16 protein-coding genes and 1 pseudogene are annotated in these 16,576 nt (G+C 69.1%); 4 read left to right on the forward strand and 13 right to left on the reverse strand.

Going from position 1 to position 16,576, the window contains the following annotated elements; translation table 11 throughout:
- Window positions 1-128 precede the first annotated feature (128 nt).
- From MBA17_RS05720 to MBA17_RS05765, 10 genes are all read right to left on the reverse strand, one after another.
- Complete coding sequence (locus tag MBA17_RS05720) at window positions 129-1,040, reverse strand: ABC transporter substrate-binding protein (protein WP_238495213.1); 912 nt, start codon at window positions 1,038-1,040, stop codon at window positions 129-131.
- Window positions 1,037-2,197, reverse strand: coding sequence for an LLM class flavin-dependent oxidoreductase (locus MBA17_RS05725; protein ID WP_238495214.1), 1,161 nt, complete (start codon window positions 2,195-2,197; stop codon window positions 1,037-1,039). The genes MBA17_RS05720 and MBA17_RS05725 overlap by 4 nt, the downstream gene beginning before the upstream one ends.
- Window positions 2,187-3,194 carry an LLM class flavin-dependent oxidoreductase gene (locus tag MBA17_RS05730; RefSeq protein ID WP_238495215.1) on the reverse strand — a complete coding sequence of 336 codons (1,008 nt, stop codon included), beginning with the start codon at window positions 3,192-3,194 and terminating at the stop codon, window positions 2,187-2,189. Before MBA17_RS05730 ends, MBA17_RS05725 begins: the two co-directional genes overlap by 11 nt.
- Complete coding sequence (locus tag MBA17_RS05735) at window positions 3,195-4,181, reverse strand: ABC transporter substrate-binding protein (RefSeq protein WP_238495216.1); 987 nt, start codon at window positions 4,179-4,181, stop codon at window positions 3,195-3,197.
- Between the two features lie 8 nt (window positions 4,182-4,189).
- A complete protein-coding gene (locus MBA17_RS05740; protein ID WP_238495217.1) occupies window positions 4,190-4,912 on the reverse strand; it encodes an ABC transporter ATP-binding protein in 723 nt (240 codons plus the stop codon).
- Window positions 4,909-5,646, reverse strand: a complete 738-nt coding sequence (locus MBA17_RS05745) for an ABC transporter permease (protein ID WP_238495218.1) — start codon at window positions 5,644-5,646, stop codon at window positions 4,909-4,911. Before MBA17_RS05745 ends, MBA17_RS05740 begins: the two co-directional genes overlap by 4 nt.
- A 200-nt stretch (window positions 5,647-5,846) precedes the next feature.
- Window positions 5,847-6,869 carry an ABC transporter substrate-binding protein gene (locus tag MBA17_RS05750; RefSeq protein ID WP_238495219.1) on the reverse strand — a complete coding sequence of 341 codons (1,023 nt, stop codon included), beginning with the start codon at window positions 6,867-6,869 and terminating at the stop codon, window positions 5,847-5,849.
- Window positions 6,870-7,005: 136 nt separating this feature from the next.
- Window positions 7,006-7,203 (reverse strand): hypothetical protein, encoded by a 198-nt coding sequence (locus MBA17_RS05755; RefSeq protein ID WP_238495220.1) that lies wholly within the window; start codon window positions 7,201-7,203, stop codon window positions 7,006-7,008.
- 110 nt (window positions 7,204-7,313) lie between these two features.
- Window positions 7,314-7,574, reverse strand: a complete 261-nt coding sequence (locus tag MBA17_RS05760) for a hypothetical protein (protein WP_238495221.1) — start codon at window positions 7,572-7,574, stop codon at window positions 7,314-7,316.
- On the reverse strand, window positions 7,571-7,882 hold the full coding sequence (locus MBA17_RS05765) for a hypothetical protein (protein WP_238495222.1): 312 nt from the start codon (window positions 7,880-7,882) through the stop codon (window positions 7,571-7,573). The genes MBA17_RS05760 and MBA17_RS05765 overlap by 4 nt, the downstream gene beginning before the upstream one ends.
- Window positions 7,883-7,957: 75 nt before the next feature.
- Here MBA17_RS05765 and MBA17_RS50235 point away from each other — a divergent pair.
- From MBA17_RS50235 to MBA17_RS05775, 3 genes and pseudogenes are all read left to right on the forward strand, one after another.
- A pseudogene (locus tag MBA17_RS50235) lies at window positions 7,958-8,131 on the forward strand (helix-turn-helix domain-containing protein); the annotation flags it as partial.
- A 480-nt stretch (window positions 8,132-8,611) separates the two neighbouring features.
- Complete coding sequence (locus MBA17_RS05770) at window positions 8,612-9,196, forward strand: hypothetical protein (RefSeq protein ID WP_238495223.1); 585 nt, start codon at window positions 8,612-8,614, stop codon at window positions 9,194-9,196.
- Between the two features lie 456 nt (window positions 9,197-9,652).
- Complete coding sequence (locus MBA17_RS05775) at window positions 9,653-11,884, forward strand: DUF2339 domain-containing protein (protein ID WP_238495224.1); 2,232 nt, start codon at window positions 9,653-9,655, stop codon at window positions 11,882-11,884.
- 183 nt (window positions 11,885-12,067) lie between these two features.
- Here MBA17_RS05775 and MBA17_RS05780 read toward each other — a convergent pair whose 3' ends face one another.
- Complete coding sequence (locus MBA17_RS05780; RefSeq protein WP_238495225.1) at window positions 12,068-12,925, reverse strand: carbohydrate ABC transporter permease; 858 nt, start codon at window positions 12,923-12,925, stop codon at window positions 12,068-12,070.
- Between the two features lie 140 nt (window positions 12,926-13,065).
- Between MBA17_RS05780 and MBA17_RS05785 the strand changes: the two genes are divergently transcribed.
- Window positions 13,066-14,265: an RNA-guided endonuclease InsQ/TnpB family protein gene (locus MBA17_RS05785; RefSeq protein WP_238495226.1), complete on the forward strand. Its 1,200-nt coding sequence runs from the start codon at window positions 13,066-13,068 to the stop codon at window positions 14,263-14,265.
- Between the two features lie 14 nt (window positions 14,266-14,279).
- Here MBA17_RS05785 and MBA17_RS05790 read toward each other — a convergent pair whose 3' ends face one another.
- Window positions 14,280-15,272, reverse strand: coding sequence for a carbohydrate ABC transporter permease (locus tag MBA17_RS05790; RefSeq protein WP_238495227.1), 993 nt, complete (start codon window positions 15,270-15,272; stop codon window positions 14,280-14,282).
- A gap of 7 nt (window positions 15,273-15,279) precedes the next feature.
- Complete coding sequence (locus MBA17_RS05795) at window positions 15,280-16,554, reverse strand: extracellular solute-binding protein (protein ID WP_238495228.1); 1,275 nt, start codon at window positions 16,552-16,554, stop codon at window positions 15,280-15,282.
- Window positions 16,555-16,576: the final 22 nt, after the last annotated feature.

Genomic DNA, 16,576 nt, shown 5'->3' on the forward strand with positions numbered 1-16,576 from the left:
CCTTGACAGGCTCTTGCAGACGGCAGGCACTTCCTTTCAGGGGCACGATCGTGATCGGGGGCACCGCGCAGGACGCCCCGTATCGCTCCCGAGCGAGGCGGTACGGGGGCGCCCTCAGCGCGGCCAGGTCAACGGGCCTGCTCGACCACCTCGGCGAGCCGGGGCAGGACGGCGTCCGCGACGGTGATCTCCCGGTCGATGAGGCCGTTGGCGAAGAAGAGGTCGGCGGCGCGCTGCTGCTCGGCCACGAACTCGTCGCTGACCGCGTGCAACCCGAACGGCCGCCTGCGCAGCGCGTTCTCCCAGGCGTCGGGGTCTCCGCCGTCGTCGGCGGCGAACAGGGCGGCGGCCTCCCGGTAGTTCGCCTGGATCCAGCGGTCGGACTCCTGGAGGGCGGCCACGATCGCGGCCAGCTCGCCGGGCCGGCCCTCGGCGAAGTCGCGGCGGGTGAACCACAGCGAGCGATGGCTGAACAGCCCGTCGGTGGCGACCAGTTCCCGGGTGGACGCCTCCAGTTCGACCCGGGTGAGCGAGGGATAGGAGCCGACCCAGGCGTCGACCTTCCGGTCCAGGAACAGCTGGGCCGCTTCCGCCCCGGCGTCCACCGGTTCAATGTCCTTCCAGGTCAGGCCCACGCCTTCGAGCGCGAAGAGGAGCAGCGTGGTCTGCCAGGAGCCGTGCCCCAGCGCGACCCGCTTACCCGCCAGGTCGGCGGGGGAGCCGATCGGCGAGTCCTCGTGCACGATCAGCCGCCCGTTCTCGTGCCGGGAGCCGGACGTCGCGACGTAGACGACGTCGTGGCCCTTGCCCTGCGCGGTGACGGGCGGCGTGGAGCCGGTGCCGATGAAGTCGTAGCCGCCGTCGAAGAGGTGGTCGCCGTGCAGCGACGGCAGGCCCTCGGTGGCCGCGGGCCGGTCGCCCGAGGGGAGGCTGCGCAGGTCGACCCATTCGACGTCGGGGATCGACCGTTCCAGGATGCCCCGGTGGCGCAGCACCCACAGGGAGTTGTTACTGGGGAAATATCCGACTCGCAAGCTCATGAGCTAATTCCTTCCAGAAGTGGGGACTGAACACGGAGGTCACGCCCGCGCAGCAACGGGAGGACCTCCTCGCCGACGCGGTACGCCTCCTCCAGATGGGGGACGCCCGCCAGGATGAAGGCGTCGACGCCGAGCGAGATCAGCTCGTCCAGCCGCTCGGCGACCTGCTGGTAGCTCCCGACGAGCCCGAACGCCGGCCCGCCGCGCAGCAGGTGGAACCCGCCCCACACGTTGGGCTGCACCTCGAGGTCGCGGTAGCCGTTGACCGCCCCGGTGACGAAGGACCGGCTGCGCTGCCAGCCGATGGAGTCACCGGTCGCGCCGCGCAGCACGGACGGGTCGATGCCGTCCCAGCCGCGCCGGATCTCCTCCCACGCCTCCTCCTCGGTGTCACGCGCCAGGACCTCGACGCGCACCGCGAACTTCGGCGCCCGCCCGATCGTTTCGCTGTGCTCCCGCACCTGCGCGAACTTCTCCGCCAGCGGCTCGTACGGCTCCAGCCACGAGAGGTAGTGGTCGGCGTGCCGCCCGGCGGCCTGGATCGCCGCCTTGGAGGACCCGGAGAAGTAGATCTCCGGGAAGGGCTGCCGGGCGAGCGGCTCGGGCAGCCCCGCGCCCTCCACCCGGTAGAACCGCCCCTCGAAGTCGTACGGCCCGCCGTTCCAGACGCCCTTGAGCACGTCGAGGAACTCCGAGGTGCGCGCGTAGCGGTCGTCGTGGTCCACCTTGTCGCCCCACCAGAGCTGGTCGGGGCCGCCACCACCGGAGATGATGTTGTACACGACCCGCCCGCCGGTGGCCCGTTGGAGGCTGGCCGACATCCTGGCCGCCTGCACGGGATGCAGGAACCCCGGCTGGAAAGCGATCATGAACCGATAGGTGCTGGTCTCGCGGGCGAGCGTCGCGGCGGCCGCCCACGGGTCGTCCGTGTTGGGGAACGACGGCAGCAACCCACCGACGAATCCGGAGATCTCCGACGCGCGGGCGACGTCGGCCATGTGGTCCACGTAGCTGTAGCCGTCGGCGTGGCCGTCGCGGATGCCGGGCGTCAGGCTGCCCGGCAGCACCGGCGCCCACGCCCCCCGGCTCACCGTCCGCCGCCGCAGCGACTGCTGGTCGCCGTGGGTGCCGATCCGCCAGTAGATGTCAACGGGCATGCTCGTCCTCCTTCACCAGCAGGGGCAGCAACCGCTCCCCCAGCCGGTACGTCTCCTCGATGTGCGGCCGCGCCTCCAGGAAGAAGGTCGTGACGCCTCGCGCGAGGTAGCCACGGATGGCCTGTGCGACGGTCTCGTACGACCCGACCAGCCCGGCCGAGCCGAACCCGGTCCACAACGGCCCCCGCTCCGGAACCGCCTCGGGCTCGCCGCCGCTCCTGATCCACAGGGTGCGCGCCGCCTCCCACGCCTCCTCGTCGTCGTCCCTGGCCAGCACGGGCACCCGGAGCCCGGCCGTCGCGCGTCCCCGGGTCAGCGCGGCGATGCCCGCCTCCAGGTCGTCCTCCGGCCGGAACACGTGCACGTCGGCGTGCCGCGCGGACAGCGCCAGCGCCTCGGGTGAGGTGCCCGACAGATGGATCCGGGGGAACGGACGGCCCGACAGCGGCGGCTGGAACCCGCCGGACAGCACGTGGTAGAACCGCCCGTCGAAGCTGTAGCCCTCCTCGTGCCACACTCCCTTGGCCACGGTGAGGAACTCGTCCGCCCGGACATAACGGTTGGCGCCCGTCACGAAGTCACCCTGTGACCTGGCGACGGACCGATCGAGATCGACCGCCACCTGCCAGTCCAGCCGGTCGCCGGAGAACCGCTGCAACGAGGCCGAGATCTTCGCCGCGTAGACGGGCGTGGCGATCACCGGATGGAACTCCGCCACCACCCGCAACCACCTCGTCTGCCGCAGCAGCCCGGCGGCGACCACCAGGGACTCCTCGCCGCCGGCGTCGAAGGGCGCGAGCGCCCCGCCGAACGTCGCGATCTCCGCCGCCCGCCCCACCTGAGCCAGATGGTCGAAGGGCCCGAACGCGCCCCGCCGTACGTCGGAGACCACCGGAGGCAGTACGGCGTGCGCGCCCGGCTGCCAGTCGCCCCGGTTGCGGCGCAGCGGGTGCCGGCCGTCGCCCCGGGCGGGCAGCGTGATCAGGAACCTGGGCATTCAGGCCACCGCCCGGTGTGCCAGTCGCTCCCGAGCCTGCGCCAGCGGCTCGGGAGCCACCCAGGAGGCGAGGTCGAAGTCGCCGGCGAGGAAGCCGTGCGTCTGCAGGAAGGTCTGCTGGATCGCGAGCAGGCCGAGCCGCTCACTGGACAGGTCGGGGTGCAGGGCGGTGTGGAAGTCGCCCCGGTAGGCGGTGGCCACGGCCTCCGCTCCCGAACCGGTCTCGCCCGCCAGGATCGAGCGGACGCCGTCGAGGTCGTCCGCCGCCCAGTCGGCCGCGCGCAGGCTCTGCTCCAGGAAGGCGACGACCAGGTCCGGGTGACGGTCGAGGAGTTCCTCGTGCACGGTGATCGGACGGGGTGTGCCGTTGTTCACCCGGGTACGCGGGTCGGGGTGCGCGTCCAGGTCGACGGCTACCACGGCGCCGATCCGCCGCGCCTGCTCGGCGGCGCGGGCACCCTTGGCGTACACCGCGTCCACCTCGCCCGAGGCCAGTTCGGCGAGGCCCGGCCAGGACGGGGACGCGCTGCTCGCCACCTCCACGAACGTGACCTCCTCCAGGGTCAGGCCGGCCTGGGCGAGCGCGCCCTTGGCGCCGTGCAGCGCCATCGCGCGGGGGAAGCTCCGCGCGCGGGTCTCCGCCCAGCCCGGCAGCGCGATCCGGGCGCCGCGCAGCCCGGCGGCGCCGGTGATGCCGGAATCCGGCCGGACCAAGATCGACTGCCACTCCTCGATCCAGGTCAGGCCGATCAGCCGGGTCGGCGCGCCCTCGGCGCGGGCCGCCAGCGCGGGAACGTTCCCGCCCTCGCGGAACAGGCCGACCAGCCGGTGGTCGAAGTGGCGCGGGGCCAGCTCGGGCCCGGCGTCCTGCAGGACCCCCAGCTCCAGCCCCGACCGGCCGAACTCCTCGGCCAGCCAGCCGAGATTGTGGGCCAGGCCGCTGGCGGTGGGCACGGGGCAACGGGTGTACCAGATCTTGTCCGGCATGGGACTCCTCAACGGGAAACGGCGACGCCCAGATGGGCGAGGAACAGACGACGGTGTTCGGCGAAGGCCGGATCGTCACGGTCACGCGGATGGGGGAGATCGATGGGCCGGTCCACGGCGAACCCGCCCTCGCGCAGCACCACGACCCGGTCGGCGAGCCGTACGGCCTCCTCCACGTCGTGGGTGACCAGCACGACGGCCGGGCGGTGGCGCTCGCACAGCTCGGCGACGAGCTCCTGCATCTGCAGGCGGGTGAGCGCGTCGAGCGCGGCGAACGGCTCGTCGAGCAGCAGCAGCTCGGGGTCGCGGACCAGCGCGCGGGCCAGCGCGACCCGCTGCGCCTCGCCGCCCGACAGCGTCGCCGGCCAGTGCCGCTCGTAGCCTTCGAGACCCACCTCGGCGAGCGCGTCGCGGGCGGCCCTCCCACGCGCGGCGGGCAGCCCGAGGGTCACGTTGGCGAGCACCCGCCTGGCCTGCACCAGCCGGGGTTCCTGATAGACGGTCGTACGGCGGGGCGCGGCCAGGACGGTTCCCTCGTCGGGGAGTTCCAGGCCGGCCAGGATGCGCAGCAGGGTGGTCTTCCCGGTGCCGCTGGGACCGAGCAGGGCGACGAACTCGCCGCGCCTGATGTCCAGGTCGATGCCCGAGAGGACCTGTTTGGCGCCGAACCTCTTGGACAGGGCGCGGATGCGCAGGGCGAGATCGGCCGGCTCGTCCGGTTGGGCGGTCATCGTGCCGCCACGTGGGAGCGCCAGGGCATGGCCAGCCGTTCCACGCCTCTGATCGCCAGGTCGATGGCCAGCCCGAGCACGGCGTAGATCAGGATGCACAGCACCATGTAGTCGCTGCGGTAGTACTGCTGGGCGAGGGTCACCAGGTAGCCGATGCCCTCGGTCGCGCCGATCTGCTCGGCGGCGATGAGGCCGGTCAGCGCGACCGACAGGCAGATGCGCAGGGCCATCAGGATGCTGGGCAGCGCGCTCGGGATGATCACCCCGAAGGCGAGCCCGAACCCCTTGAGCCCGAACCCGCGCGCCGCCTCCACCACCTTGCGGTCCACACCGCGCACTCCCAGGTAGGAGTAGGCGTACATGGGGCCGGCGGACGCCACCGCGATCAGCAGGACCTTGAACGTCTCGCCGACGCCGAACCAGGAGATGAACAACGGCACCAGCGCCAGGAACGGCACCGCCCGTTTCATCTGCATCGTCGGATCGACCAGCTCCTCGCCGAGGGCCGACAGTCCCGCGACGACCCCCAGCACCAGGCCGACGCCGCCGCCGAGCAGCACGCCCAGCCCGGCCCTGACCGCCGAGGCCGCGACGTAGTCGCCGAACTGCCCGGTGGCGACCAGCTCCCGCAGCGCGCCGACCACGGAGGCCGGATGGGCCAGCACGTCGGCCGGGATGCCTCCGCCGGCCGATCCGACCCACCACGCCGCCAGCAGCAGCGACGGCACCGACACCCTGAGTACCACCGACAACCCAGGGTGCCGTCGCCGCTTCCCCAGATGCTCAGGCTCAGCCAGCCGCTGAGCACCCACCCCCCAACCCTCTAGGCGCGGGCTCACCGCCACATCCGGAGTTCCGCCTACTCCCCCGCCCGAGCCGCCGCCCTGACCGGTGTCGTTGTCCGGATTGGTGTCGTGGTGAGTCGTTTCCAGAGTCATCTGGATCGCCCCGCCTTCAGGTCGAAGATCACGTCGGCAGGGTCGATGTCGGCGGGCAGCACGCCGTACTTCCTGAAGATCTTCGCCACGTCCGCGATGGCGGCGCCGTCGGCGGCGGTGGCGGGGCGCGGGACCTCGGCGTACCGCGCCTTGGCGATCTCCTCGGCGAGCCGGGCGCCGGAGACGGCGGTCGGTCCCTGGGCGAGGAAGACGTTCTGGAACTTGTCCGGCGACTTCCGCGCCTCCTCGGTCAGCTCGGCCATCACGTCGAGGTAGACCTGAACGACCTTCGGATGCCGCTGGAGCAACTCGGTCCTGGCGGCGAACATCGACAGATCCTGGTCCTTCAGATCACGCCCGTGCACCAGCACCCTGGCCCCCTTGGCGACGACCTCGGGATAGGCCCGCACGATCGCCCACCAGGCGTCCACCTTCCCGGTGGCGAAGGCGGAGGCGCCCTGGTCCGGGTTGAGGTAGACCCTCTTCACCTGCTCGGCCGGGACGCCCGCCTCCTCCAGGGCCAGCAGGAGGAGATACTCCCCCCGGCCGCCCTTGTTCACGGCCACCTGCTTGCCCGCCAGGTCCCGCACCGACCTGACCGGACTGTCAGCCGGCACGACCAGCCCGTCGGTCTGCGGGGCCGCCGGATCGGTGACCCGGTCGGTCACCGAGAAGATCTTGATGTCCTTGCTGTTGGCCAGATAGCCGAGCACCGGCGAGAAGGCGCCCTCCAGCACGTTGACCGACCCCGAACGGACCGCGTCGACGGTCGCGGTGAAGGAGGCGTAGCTGCCGCCCCACTCCACTTCGGCCCCCACCTCCGCCAGCCGCTTCTCCAGGACCCCCGCGCGTTTGGCGTAGGCGAGCACCCCGGAGTTCCCGGGATCCTTCAGCTTCAGCACGGCCCCGCCACCCGCCGAGCCCTCCACCTCCGTCGAAGACCCCCCGCACGCGCCGGCCAGACACACGAACACGACAGCGACGACCCAGCCGATGACACGACGAGGAGATCTCCTCATGACCTTCACAGCTCCTTACCCAGTCGAAAGCATTCCCTATATTCCAGGTAGGTTTAAAGGGTGTCAACCGGCAAGCGCTCAGGAAGTTCCACGAAGGAGCCCCAACGATCACCCGCTTCGCAGGCACGCTCGGGGTTCACGACCCGTCGGCACCTTCCACCAGCAGGCCGCCGGTGCGTGCGTCACGCCGGATGCGGATCAGCACCGGGCTGTAGACATAGACGGCGTCACGGGCGAACGAGTCGAGCACGGCCGCGCGCAGGATTCCCACCGCGCGGAGGTCGGGCATCACGCACATGGCGGCGAACAGGTCCAGCACAGCTTGGTGCCGCAACCCGGTGACGCCGGAGCGTGTACGTCCGAGACCGTCGTCCGCTTTCCACACAAAGAACGGAGCGCCTGTGGCCGAGGCTGCCGCGGCGCCCGCGTGTTCACCGTGGCCGCTCACGGGACCTGCCCCTCCGCATCGCGCATCTGCTCAACGAGATCAATGATGCTGCGCCCTCGCACGATCAGCGGGCCGGGACAGTTCCAGGTGGGGACGGCGTAGAAGAATCTGGAGGCCACGCCGTACCAGATGACCCACGATGCCTCACCCTGGTCGAGGGCGACGGCAGCGGCCTTGCGATCGCGATCGAATGTACGGCGCCGCACGTCCACCGTCTTCCCCCCGTGCGCGTGTCGTGCCGTTCTGACGTGTCTCACGAGTCGGGGAAGCCTTCCTTGTCTGGGAGCCTGTCGAGCGTCTTCGGCTCCGGGGCGGATCGCGCGAGATCTTGCTCTGCTAATCGCCGGACGAGTTGAGCACCGTCGTCGGTTCGCAGGTAGTGGACGCAGCCCGCCGCCATCTCGGCTGAGGTCAGCGCTGATCGGCGGGCGGCCCACCAGGTGCCCGTGTCGCTCACCCATGCCCACCAATGATCGAACTTCTCTTCGATCGCGTCGATCGTGGCCGGGACGGTTTCGTCGTCCGCGGCCCACACCACCCTTTCGGTGGCATCACCGGGAGTCACGGACCTATCGTGAACGGAGAACATCCGCTGAGCTTTCAAGGCGGCTGAAAGCCGACATCAGAATCTGGTGGTGTGATGGAAGGGCACGAGCGAGTGGGGACTCGGGTAGCCGCTCTACGCAAGGAGCGGGGATACAGTCAGCGCCAACTCGCCAAACAAGCCCATATTTCCTACAGCTTGCTCACAAAGGTGGAATCAGGTCACCTGCCCGCGTCTCCGGCTTTCATCGGCGCAGTGGCTCGGGCGCTGCGGATCGACGTCCCCAGGATCACCGGGCAACCCTACGAAGATCCGACGACGCGCTGGTCACGGCTGCAGGCGACGATCGAACCCCTCCGGTTCGCCCTTCTCACCTGGGATCTCCCACCGGAAGATATGCGGCCTCGTCCCATAGAAGAGCTTTCAGCAGACGTCCAGCACGTTTCCCAGCTTGGCCGAAATGCGCGCTATCTCCAGCTCGGCCACCATTTGACGCCGCTTCTTGAGGAATTGTCGGTGGCCGTCCAGACAACGGGAGACCCACGACTTTATGCATTACTGGCCGAAGCGTATGGAGGGGTGTCAGGGCTAAGCCACCAACTCGGGTACGCCGACCTCCGGAGTCTCGCACTTGATCGCATCGAATGGGCTGCTGTGCGATCCCAGGACCCCCTGAGGATCGTTCGCACGAAATGGTCTCGCGGGGCGTCACTTCTCGGTGCCACCGCCTACGACCAAGGTCTGAGACTCATGGAGCGTGCGCGTGGCGACGTCGGCGAGGACGTCGGCCGGATGGGCGCTCCCGCGTTGAGCGTCTACGGGTCTCTTCACCTGCGTTCGGCCGTCCTCGCCGCCCGGGCCGGACGGGCGGCGGTCGCGGACGACCATCTGCGAGCAGCCCGCGAGACGGCCCGTCTCCTGCCCGAAGGGCACGGGAATCCCTACGGTATGGAATTCGGCAGAGCGAACACGGAACTGCACGCCGTCTCGGTCGCCGTCGAACTGGCCGACGGCGCAACCGCCCTTCAACGGGCGGGCGCCCTCCGGCGTCCGCCCGGCGTACCGGGCGGACGCCACTGGATGAGCCTGCCCCTACCGCCCGATGTCCCGCCTGTACGCGCGGGACACCACTGGCTGGAGGTCTCCAGGGCCTGGTTCTACCACGGCGACAGACGTCAGTCCTTCAAGGCGCTGGCCGAGGCCAGGAAGGTCTCCCCGCAGCAGGTCCGGCACCACCCGATGGCGCGCGACCTCGTCTACGCCATCGCGGGCGCGGAGGCCCGCCCGACGGAACACCTGCGCTCCTTCATCGCGTGGATAGGAGAGACGGCGTGACCTGGAGGCGCGCCGTACGGAGCAGAACTTCCTGATTCTGCCGGTCCGACGACACGGCGCGTCCAACCCGGATCGGTAGCCGAACAACTCGGTGACCTCGCGGAGGAGTCAATGCACTCTATGTGCAGTTTTCTTTTCGCAGATATGGGCAATTAGGGTGTGATTGGACGGGAGTATTGGACCTGAAAAAAAAGGGGCACCTGCAAGCGATTGCAGGTACGCCGTGGATACCGGCCACATCTGGATGTGGAGGCCTGCTCGGGATTCATTAATGCCGGCTTACGAGTGACGGCGTGACGGTTCACCATTCGGAACTACCTGCCGCTTGAAATGCATAGACGGATTTAAAGCGGCAGGCGCGGGGCCGGGCGGCCTCGTTACCCAATAGACGTTGATCATGTTCGTGGCGGCTCGTTACAGTTGGGCGCCTCGCTCCCCGTCTCCAGGAGTGCCCTCATGCGCCGCCACCGTTTCGGCCGGGTCGCGGCCGCCCTCGCGGCGGTCTATCTGGCCGCCGTCGTCGTCCTCGGCGTCGTCGCGCAGGTCACCGGCGACATCTCCCCCATCTGGGTGGTCGTCGTGGACCGGCATGGCTTCACTATCGACGACTTCCCGCCGTGGTGGTGGCTCGTGGTCGTGCTCGTCCTGATCGCGGCGGTGCAGGCCTGGGCGTACTGGCAGGTGCTGCGCGGCCGCGAGCAGGGCGAGGCCGCGCGGCACGGCAGGGAGGTCCGCCTGCTGCGGGCCGTACTCTACGTCAGCGTCGGAAACAGCCTGCTCCTGCTCCTGCCGATCCCGTACACCTGGTGGCGGGGGCTGGTCTCCGTGCTGATCCAGCTGGTCACGACCTGGCTGTTCTTCCGCGTGCTGCGCGGCACCGCCCCTCGATGGCTGCGGCTGCTCATCCTCGTGACAGGGACACTCTGCGCGGTGAGCGACCTGGCCACCACCGTCGCATGGGGCCTGGGCGGCGACCTGTTCGCCGGTATCACCGGTCTGCTCTGGGTGCAGAATCTCAGCTGGTCGATGTGGATGGTGTCGCTGCTGGTAGCCCAAGCGCGGGACCCGCGCTGGAGCGCGGCGACCGTGCGGTTCGGCCTCGCTGCGGTGATCATGTCGCTCCTCCAGCCCACCTCGTTCATGACGGTCAGCTTGGGGGACGAGGTGGCCTGGGAAGAGCTGTTCTACGATCTCCTGCGCGCGCTATCCGTCTTCGGGCTGGTCTGGCACGCCCGATCCGCGCACGACCTGGGCAGTCTCCCGCCTCCGGCGCCCCGGCCACGGTCCACGCGAGCGCCCGCCAGGCGATGGCCGCTGCCCATGGTGGCGATCGTGCTCCCTCTGCTTCCGGCGGCGGCCAACCTCGCGAACGCGATGCCGTTCTGGCTCGGGCCACAGAACGTGTTGTCGAACGCCGTGCGCGAGAACGGCAGTTTCGAGCTCTCCATCGCCTGGTATGCCCTCGACCTCCTCGTCGGCGTCGGCATCCCATCGCTGCTGATCTTGGCCGCCGTCTGGTGGCGCACCCACCGCCTCCTGCGGGCCACGACGCTGACCCTGTTCTTGCTGGCCGCCATAGCCGTGAGCACGTTCGCCGAGGTGAGCCCCGACCTCCACGGGGAGCTGCCGCTCTATCCGGACAGCCTGTTCGTCAAGGACGGCGCGCTCGTGTCCACCGGAATCTCCCCGCTGTGGTACGGCTTGGCGCTCACCGCCTCCGCTCTCATCCTGCTGATCGGATACGCCGCCCCGCCCACCCAGCGCGTGCGACGCAATGTGCTCGTCGCCTGTCTCGCATCGGTGGTGATGCTCTGCCTCCTCCCCGCGGCGGACCAGGCCCGCGGGCCCGTCACCACGGCCCAGGAGTGCGACCCGCCCGAGCCTTGGGAACTGCAGTTGCGGGAAGGGCGACGAGCGCGCGAGCTGACCGCCGAGCAGATGTTCGTCTGCGCCCTCCGCCAGGAGAACACCGGCCTGCGGCAGTTCGCCGCCACCACGCCCGACCAGATCGTGCTCGGCTACGGCCGCTGGATGTGCGACCTCCACACGCGCAACGACTCGCAGCAGCTGGCCCGCTGGAAGGTCGACCGCGACGACCTGACCTATCCGCTCGCCGGCATCTGCCCCAGCGCCGCCGCCATCGTCCAGGCCGCACAGGCGGAGGAGGACAAGGAGATGGCGCAGCTGGAGGCGGAGTCCCAGCGCAGGTGCGACGCGACGCCACACCACCGCCCGCGCATCGAACCGGCCAAGGCGACCCGGATCAAGGAGCCCCTGTGGACCGACTACGGGGTGCTGCAGACATACGAGAGCGAGGAAGATCCGAATCTGGACCCCGGCAACAGGCTGGTCTCCTCCGAACCCGGCATCCTGACCGTCCTCACCCATTCCGACTTCGACATCTGCGTCACCGTCGAGACCTACACACGCCGCCCACCCGTGGAGACCAAGGGCTGGGATACGGTCGTCGAAGTCGGCTACCACAGCCCCACGGGCGAGATCGTGCTCACTGACTTGCTCAGCGGCACCGAACTGCCCGACCTGTCGCTCAACCGCCGCGCGGGCCACTACCGGATCCGCGTGCACTACGCCTGGTTCCCCTGGAAGGGCGAGGACCATGCCGCCCAGCGGCTGCTGATCATGGCGTACCCGGCGCCCGGCGACAAGGAGATCGTCTACCGCAAGTGATCATTTGGGGCTGGACCAGCGGGTGGGCAAAGGCGTGGCCGGCTGCCCGCGCCGTACCCGCGCAGATGGGAGGTCTCCACGCGTACGCCGCGATCTACCCCATTTTGGACAGCCTGGGCGTCTCCTTCATGCAAGGAGATCGCACCAGCTGCAGGCGGTACGGCCTCGCGTCGCCGTACGTGGTCATCCCTTCATCGCTCCTGAGGCCAGGCCGCCGATGAGTTGTCGTTCGGCGACGGAGTAGAAGGCGAGCGCGGGGACCATGGCGAGTACGACGTAGGCGAGGATGCGTGCGGTGTCGGCGCTGTACTGGCCCTTGAACTGCTGCAACCCCACGGGGAGCGTCCACCAGTCGGGATCGTTGAACACGACCAGGGGGAGCATGAAGTTGTTCCAGCTGCCCACGACCGCGAGCACCGAGACGGTGGCGAGCGCGGGGCGGGCCATCGGCAGCAGGATGCGCCAGAAGAAGCCGAAGGGCGTGCAGCCGTCGAGGGTCGCGGCCTCCTCGATCTCGCCGGGGATGGTGCGGAAGAACTGCCGCAGGATGATGATCGTCACCGGCAGGCCGAAGGCGGCCTGCGGCAGGATCACCCCGAACGGGTTGTCCAGCAGGTCCAGCGACCGGAGCAGGACGAAGAGCGGCAGGATGGCCACCGCGAACGGGAACATCAGCCCGACCGCGAAGAACGTGAACAGCAGCTCGCGTCCCTTGAAGGCGAAGCGGGCGAAGATGTACGCCGCCATGGCGGACACCATGACGACGATCAGCGTGGTGGCCAGGGCGATGACGGTGCTGCTGCCGATCTGCCGCCAGAACGACGAGGAGAACAGGACGTCGGTGTAGTTCGAGGGCACCCAGGGGTCGGGCAGGCCGAAGGGGTTGGTCGAGAGCTGCTGGTTGTTCTTGAAGCCGCCGAGCACGCCGAAGACGATCGGCACGACGATGAAGCTGCCGATCACCCAGACGATCGTGTGCAGGCCGATGCCCTTGAGCCGGACGACCACCCGCGAGGGGGCCTCGCGCGCGTGGTTGCTCATCGAGAGCTCCTTCACTGGAAACCCCGGACTTCAGCCCTGGGGAGGAAAGCGAACGTGCCGTGTAGCGGTGTAAGGGACGTCGGTGCGCCGTCATGGCGGAATGGCGTACCCAGGGGCGGTGCCGCTGTTAGGTTCCTGGTGTGCGGACGGCGTACAAGTCTCGGGCCTATCCGACCCCCGAGCAGGTGGCGGTGTTGAACCGTACGTTCGGGTGTGTGCGTGTGGTGTGGAACCAGACGCTCGCCTGGCGGCGCCAGCGCTGGCACACCGAGCAGGCGTCTACGAGCGTGTCGCAGGCCAGCGCGTTCCTCACCGGGCTGAAACGTGCCGAGGGGTACGCCTGGCTGAGCGAGGTGTCCTCGGTGCCGTTGCAGCAGGTTCTGCGGACCCAGCAGCGGGCGTTCGCGAACTTCTTCGCCCTCCGGGCCCGATATCCGCGTTACAAGTCGCGGCACGGCCGGCAGAGCGCGGAGTACACCCGAAGCGGGTTCCGCTACCGGGACGGGCGGCTGCGGCTGGCGAAGATGGAAACACCACTTGCGTTCGTGTGGTCCTGGCCCGGGGTGGACCCGGCGTCGGTCGACCCGTCCACGGTGACCGTCTCCCGGGACCCCGACGGCCGCTGGTACGTCTCCCTCGCCGTCGAGATCGCCGACCCCGAGCGGCCCCCGGCTACCGGCGCGGTGGTCGGTATCGACCTGGGCATCAAGGACTTCGCGGTCACCTCCGGCGGGCTGAAGATCGCCAATCCCCGGGCTTTGGCCGCGCGGGAACGTAACCTGGCCCGGTATCAGCGCAGGATGGCCCGCAAGGTGAAGGGCTCGAACAACCGGGTGAAGGCGAAGGCGAAGGTCGCCCGGGCGCATCGGAAGGTCCGCGCGTCCCGCACGGATTTCCTGCACCGCACCTCGGCCGGGCTGGTCCGCGACCACGATGTGATCGTGATCGAAGACCTGGCTGTGAAGAACATGGTCCGCAACCGGTCGCTGGCCAAGGCCATCTCCGACTGCGGCTGGGGCGCGTTCCGCCGGATGCTCGAGTACAAGAGCGCCAGGTACGGCCGGCATCTGGTCGTGGTGGACCGCTGGTTTCCCTCCTCGAAGACCTGTAGCGGGTGCGGGCATCTGCTCGCCGAGCTTTCGCTTTCCATCCGGACGTGGCAGTGCCCGTCCTGCGGCACCCGGCATGACCGGGACGTCAACGCCGCGAAGAACATCCTGGCGGCAGGTCGTGCCGTGACCGCCTGTGGAGGTGACGTCAGACATTCCGGGCCTGCCCGGGTGCAGTCGCCGGTGAAGCAGGAACCCCAGCCTGTGAAGGTTGGAATCCCCCGCCTTTAGGCGTGGGGAGGAAGTCAACTCCCGCCTCCCATGTTCGTGACCGCTCCCTGGATGTCTCTGCGCATGACGAATCGCTGGTAGCCGAGGGCGAAGACGAGGCTGATGATGAACATCACCACGCTGATCGCGCTGGCGTATCCGACCTGGAACCTCTTGAAGCCGAACTCGAACATGGTGACCGCCATCGTCTCCGAGGCGTGCACGGGACCGCCGCCGGTGAGCACCCAGACCAGGTCGAAGAGCTGGATGGCGCCGATGACGCAGAGGAAGACGCTGATCCGGATCGTCGGGCCGAGCAGCGGCAGGGTGACGTAGCGGAAGATCTGCCAGCTGTTCGCCCCGTCGATCGCGGCGGCGTCGGTGACCTCGGTGGGGATGCTCTGCCGCCCCGCCAGGTAGAGGATCATGTGGAAGCCGAAGTACTTCCACGTCATCACGATGAACAGCGAGTACATCACCGTCGAGGGTTCGGACAGCCAGGTGGAGGCCAGCCCGTCGAGCCCGACGAAGCCGAGCACGCTGTTCGCCAGGCCGTGCTCGGGCGAGAAGACCATCGTGAACAGGACGCCCGCGATGACCTCGGAGAGCACGTAGGGGGCGAAGAACAGCAGCCGGTAGAGGGCCCGGCCGCGCATCCGCTGGTTCAGCAGCATGGCGATGGCGAGCGCCAGCGGGAGCTGGATCACCACCGACATCAGGATCAGCAGGAAGCCGCGCCAGAGGTCGCCGAGGAAGATCTCGTCGGCGAACAGCCGGGTGAAGTTGTCGAATCCGATGAAGTTGGTCGGCAGGACGCCGAAGCCGTTCCACTTGAACAGGCTGGCGTAGCCCGCGAGCAGGATGGGCGCCAGCACCAGCAGGCAGAACAGCACCAGCGCCGGGAGCAGGAACAGGAGGATGGTCGTCAGACGCCGGACCCGAGGCCGGCGGCCGGCGGCTCCGCCGGCCGCCGGCCCGGACCCGCGAGGCGGCGTCACGCCGTCCCGGGATCGTGTGATCGTTCTCACCACGTCGCTACTCGGTCTTCGCCGTCGCGGTGATCGCCTGCACGACCTGCTCCGGGGTCTTGGTGCCCGCGATCAGTTCGGCGACGCTGTCGTTCACCTGCTGTCCCACGGCGGGCGGGTACGCCTGGTCGAGGTAGAGCTGGAAGCCGGTCGCGGCGGCCAGGTTCTCGGTGATCAGCTTGGCGTGCTGGTCCTTGACCGCGCCCTCCACGCCCTTGACGACCGGCTGGACCACGCCGGTCTCCACGGTCCTGCGCTGGTTCTCCGGGGTGGAGATGAACTTGAGGAAGTCCACGGCCTGCGGCGGCGCGTCCGCTCCGACGGAGAACCCGCCGCCGCCCCCGAGGGCCTCCGTCGCCGCTCCCTTGCCGCCCTCGACGGACGGGAAGGGGAAGAAGCCGAGGTCGGCGCCGAGGTCCTTGGAGGTGTCCCGCTGCACGTTCGGCGACCACTGGCCCATCAGCTCCATGGCCGCCTTGCCGTTGCCCATCGTGGCGGCCTGCCCGCTCGGGGTGTCGTAGTCGGCGCCGAGGAAGCCCTTCTGGAACGGTTCGAGGTCCGCGAGTTCCTTGACCTTCTGCCCCGCCGCGATGAAGTCGGGCTGCTCGAAGGACTTGTCGACGGCCGCCTTCTTGAGCGCGTCGAGCCCGGCGATCCGCATGGCGAGGTAGGTCCAGTAGTAGTGACCGGGCCACTTGGCCTTGCCGGCGAGGGCGATCGGCGTGGTTCCCGCCGCCTTCAGCTTCTTCACGTCGTCGATGAACTCGGTCCAGGTGACCGGCGGCGCCTTGATGCCCGCCTTGGCGAACAGCGGCTTGTTGTACCAGAAGCCGACCATCCCGATGTCGTACGGCACGCCGTACGTCTTGCCGCCGGACTGGTAGGCGGCCAGTGCGGCCGGGGACAGGGTGCCGGACCAGGAGGAGATGTCGGCGGTGAGGTCCTTGATCAGGTCCGCCTGCACCTGTTGCTCCATGACGCCGCCGCCCCAGGTCTGGAAGATGTCGGGGGCCTTGCCCGACTGGGTGACGGTGGTCAGCTTGGCCTTGAACGCCTCGTTCTCCAGCGCGGTGATCTTGATTTTCACGTTGGGGTTCTTGGCTTCGAACTCTCGCGCCAGCTGCTCCCATACGGGCTGCATCGGCTTGATGTTCTGGATGTGCCACCACTCGATGGTCGTGGCCGTGGACCCCGGGTCCGCTTCGTCCTGGCCGCCGCCGCAGCCCGCCAGGAGCAATGCGGTCGCGGCCAGGAGTGCCGCACTTCGCCGACTGAACGACATGTCAGTGGTTCCCTTCCTCGAC

Source organism: Dolomitihabitans soli, assembly GCF_022213955.1.
GTDB classification, from domain to species: domain Bacteria; phylum Actinomycetota; class Actinomycetes; order Streptosporangiales; family Streptosporangiaceae; genus Streptosporangium_A; species Streptosporangium_A soli.

What these genes read in the sequence shown, in the direction of transcription:
- MBA17_RS05720 (WP_238495213.1), bottom strand. Translation starts at nt 1,040, where the DNA reads ATGAGCTTGCGAGTCGGATATTTCCCCAGTAACAACTCCCTGTGGGTG.
- MBA17_RS05725 (WP_238495214.1), bottom strand. Translation starts at nt 2,197, where the DNA reads ATGCCCGTTGACATCTACTGGCGGATCGGCACCCACGGCGACCAGCAG.
- MBA17_RS05730 (WP_238495215.1), bottom strand. Translation starts at nt 3,194, where the DNA reads ATGCCCAGGTTCCTGATCACGCTGCCCGCCCGGGGCGACGGCCGGCAC.
- MBA17_RS05735 (WP_238495216.1), bottom strand. Translation starts at nt 4,181, where the DNA reads ATGCCGGACAAGATCTGGTACACCCGTTGCCCCGTGCCCACCGCCAGC.
- MBA17_RS05740 (WP_238495217.1), bottom strand. Translation starts at nt 4,912, where the DNA reads ATGACCGCCCAACCGGACGAGCCGGCCGATCTCGCCCTGCGCATCCGC.
- MBA17_RS05750 (WP_238495219.1), bottom strand. Translation starts at nt 6,869, where the DNA reads ATGAGGAGATCTCCTCGTCGTGTCATCGGCTGGGTCGTCGCTGTCGTG.
- MBA17_RS05770 (WP_238495223.1), top strand. Translation starts at nt 8,612, where the DNA reads ATGGAGCGTGCGCGTGGCGACGTCGGCGAGGACGTCGGCCGGATGGGC.
- MBA17_RS05775 (WP_238495224.1), top strand. Translation starts at nt 9,653, where the DNA reads ATGCGCCGCCACCGTTTCGGCCGGGTCGCGGCCGCCCTCGCGGCGGTC.
- MBA17_RS05780 (WP_238495225.1), bottom strand. Translation starts at nt 12,925, where the DNA reads ATGAGCAACCACGCGCGCGAGGCCCCCTCGCGGGTGGTCGTCCGGCTC.
- MBA17_RS05795 (WP_238495228.1), bottom strand. Translation starts at nt 16,554, where the DNA reads ATGTCGTTCAGTCGGCGAAGTGCGGCACTCCTGGCCGCGACCGCATTG.